4 protein-coding genes are annotated in these 2962 nt (G+C 68.6%); 2 read left to right on the top strand and 2 right to left on the bottom strand.

Annotated elements, in window-relative coordinates; genetic code table 11:
- The first annotated feature begins 68 nt into the window (after positions 1 to 68).
- Together AC3WJD_RS21825 and AC3WJD_RS21820 are read left to right on the top strand one after the other, a co-directional pair.
- Positions 69 to 752: a TPM domain-containing protein gene (locus tag AC3WJD_RS21825; RefSeq protein WP_492748932.1), complete on the top strand. Its 684-nt coding sequence runs from the start codon at positions 69 to 71 to the stop codon at positions 750 to 752.
- A 28-nt stretch (positions 753 to 780) separates the two neighbouring features.
- The gene (locus AC3WJD_RS21820) at positions 781 to 1299 is read left to right on the top strand and encodes an NUDIX hydrolase (RefSeq protein WP_492748930.1); all 519 of its coding nucleotides are present in this window, start codon (positions 781 to 783) and stop codon (positions 1297 to 1299) included.
- A 250-nt stretch (positions 1300 to 1549) separates the two neighbouring features.
- On the opposite strand, the gene AC3WJD_RS21815 is transcribed toward AC3WJD_RS21820, so the two are convergent.
- Both AC3WJD_RS21815 and AC3WJD_RS21810 read right to left on the bottom strand, forming a co-directional pair.
- Positions 1550 to 1828, bottom strand: coding sequence for an ETC complex I subunit (locus AC3WJD_RS21815; protein WP_492748928.1), 279 nt, complete (start codon positions 1826 to 1828; stop codon positions 1550 to 1552).
- 65 nt (positions 1829 to 1893) lie between these two features.
- A partial coding sequence (locus AC3WJD_RS21810; RefSeq protein ID WP_492748926.1) for an ATP-dependent helicase C-terminal domain-containing protein occupies positions 1894 to 2962 on the bottom strand: 1069 nt, incomplete at its 5' end.

The following is a 2962-nucleotide window of genomic DNA, read 5'->3' as shown; positions in this document are numbered from 1 at the left end:
GGCTTGCGCTCACCCCGCGTGCGACCAAGGCACGGCGCGTGCGGCGGCGGCGCATCGGGGGATTGGTGATGGCAAAGGTGAACCGGCTGAGTGAGGCGGACCATGCGCGGGTGAGCGCGGCGGTATCCGAGGCCGAGCGTGGCACCGATGGCGAGATCGTGACGATCGTGACCGATGTCTCCGACGCGTATCACGACGCCGCGCTGCACTGGGCGCTTGGCGTCATGTTCCTCGCGTTCGCGCTGTTCGCGGTGTTCCCCGAAAGGATCATCGCGCTGCTGACCTGGCTCGCCAGCGGCTGGGAGCATGAATTCACGCTACGCGAGATCCTGCCCGTCCTCTTCGTGCTGCTCGCGATCAAGTTCCTCGCGGTGCGCTATATCCTCGCCTGGACGCCACTCAGGCTTGCGCTCACCCCGCGTGCGACCAAGGCACGGCGCGTGCGGCGGCGCGCGATCCAGTATTTCAAGGTGGGCGCGGAAAGCCGGACGATGAAGAAGACGGGGGTGCTGATCTACCTGTCGATGGGCGAGCATATGGCCGAGATCGTCGCCGACGAGGCGGTGCACCGCGCGGTCGCCCCCGAGGCATGGGGCGATGCGATGGCCGCGCTGATCGATCAGGTTCGCGAAGGACGCCCCGGCGAAGGCATGGCGGCCGCGGTGGCGCAGGTGGGCAGCATTCTTGCCGGACATTTCCCGAAGGATCACGAGGATCCCAACGAACTTCCCGACCGGCTCATCGAGCTGTAACGAACGCCGCCTACCTACCGGAGTTACAATGTCAGATCCCGTGGAAATCATGTGGCATGGCCGCTTTCTCGTGGCCAAGCAGGAGGGCAAGTGGGAATATGTCTCGCGCGCCCGCAACATCAACGCGGCGGTGATCGTCGCGATCGACGACGGCCATGTGCTGCTGGTCGAGCAATATCGCCATCCGCTGAAGGCGCCGTGTCTCGAGCTCCCCGCGGGGCTTGTCGGCGACGATGAGGAAGGCGAGTCGATCGAGATCGCGGCCACGCGCGAACTCGAGGAAGAGACGGGCTATCGCGCGGGCAGGATCGAGCTGATCGGCAGCTTCGCCTCTTCGCCCGGCATGGTCTCGGAGACCTTCGAGCTGGTGCGCGCGACCGAGTTGGTCCGCGTGGGCGAGGGCGGCGGGGTCGAGGACGAACATATCATCGTGCACCGCGTGCCGCTGGGCGAGGTCGCGCAGTTCGTGGCGGCCAAGCGCAACCAGGGCTTCAGGATCGACGCCAAGATGCTGTTACTGCTGGCGGGGGATATATTGCGGGGATAGGCGGCGGACCGGGGTGGCGGCTCGCGATGCAGTGGCCATGAGATCCTCCCCGGTACGGGGAGAGCGCCGGGTTGGATTGCCCCCGGCAATCCAAGATCGTGCGGGGCATGATCGACCCGGCACTCAGCCCGCAGGGCTGACGGAGGGGTTGCACTGAATTGACAGCTTTCGCTCCAGCCCCTCCACCACGCTTCGCGTGGTCCCCCTCCCCGTGCCGGGGAGGATCTGGGCGGCTGCTCGCCCCCGCCACTTACCGGAAATTGTCGGCGTAGGCCTGGAGCTTCAATTTGCGCTCGGGCGCGGCGACGACGTGATAGGCGAGGCCGTTGCGCTCGGCATAGGCCTTGGCGGCATCGACGTCGGGGAAGGTGAGTATCACCTGCTCGCGCGTGTCGCCCGATCCCGCCCAGCCCATCAGCGGGTCGGGGCGCTTGGCTTCCGCGGGCTCGAATTCCAGCACCCAGCGATGGGTGAGCGCCCGGCCCGACTGCATCGCATTTTTGGGGGTCTGGTAGATACGCGCGGCCATGTCCGTTTTCCCTGAATTCAGTGCCTGTCCAGTGCGAAATGTGAGGGGATTCGTCAAGTGCGCCTTCACGACCGATGCCGCCCGTCGGCCTTTTTGGTTCGGAGCGTCGCGCTGGCGGCGGCGGGATCGTCGGGCCAGGGATGCCTGGGGTAGCGGCCGCGCATCTCCCTGGCGACATCGGCCCAGCTTCCCGCCCAGAAGCCCGGCAGGTCGCGCGTCGTCTGGATCGGGCGCCCCGCGGGCGAGGTGAGGCTGAGGATCAGCGGCACGCGCCCGCCGGCGACCGCGGGATGCGTCGACAGCCCGAACAGCGCCTGGACGCGCATGGTGACGGTCGGACCGCCTTCGGCCTCATAGTCGATCGCATGCGTACTGCCCGCAGGCGTCGTGAAATCCGCGGGGGCAAGCGTGTCGACGCGCTTGCGCCCATCCCATCCCAGCAGCGCATCGAGCACACCGGCAAGCGCCGAGCCGTCGAGGTCCGACAGGCGGCGCCTGCCCGCAACGATCGGGGGCAGCCAGTCGTCGAGCGTGGCGAGCAGCGCGGCGTCGGACAGGTCGGGCAAGGCCGCGTCATGCGCGCGCGCGAATTGCGCACGCAGCCGCAGCGCGCGGGCGTTGTCGCTCCACGGCAGCAGGTCGAGCCCGTGGCTGCGAACGCCCTCGACGAGCGCGGCGGCGATTGCGGCGGGGTCCGCCCTGGCATCCTGCCCTTTGGCAAGCTGGACCGCGCCGAGCCAGCGGCCGTGCATCGCCTTCACCCCGCCGGTGGCGGGATCGAAGGTCATATGCGCGCCGCTCTCGATGCGGTCGCCGAACAGCGCCTCGACGGTGGCGAAGTCGACGGGTGCGGCGGAAAGGATGCGGGCGCCCGAGGCGGCACCCTGGATCTCGGCGACCGCGAGCCATTCGGCGCGCGCGAGCGGCGATGCGGGATCGAGCCGGAAACCGCGCCCGCCGACCGAGATCCAGTTGGCGCCATCGGCATCGCGGCGTTTTGACAGGCGGTCGGGAAAGGCGAGCGCGACACAGGCACCGAGCTCTTCGCCCCTTCCCCTCAGGGGAGGATGAGCAGGTGCGGATGCCCCCCGGGCATCCGCAGCCATGCCGGGGGCATGGCGGGCCTGCTCATGG

It is taken from the genome of Sphingobium sp. FW306-1B-F04DB (assembly GCF_058781925.1).
This window is presented reverse-complemented; position numbering and strand designations above follow the sequence as displayed.

Coding starts and splice junctions, on each gene's coding strand:
- AC3WJD_RS21825 (WP_492748932.1), top strand. CDS start 69: ATGGCAAAGGTGAACCGGCTGAGTGAGGCGGACCATGCGCGGGTGAGC.
- AC3WJD_RS21820 (WP_492748930.1), top strand. CDS start 781: ATGTCAGATCCCGTGGAAATCATGTGGCATGGCCGCTTTCTCGTGGCC.
- AC3WJD_RS21815 (WP_492748928.1), bottom strand. CDS start 1,828: ATGGCCGCGCGTATCTACCAGACCCCCAAAAATGCGATGCAGTCGGGC.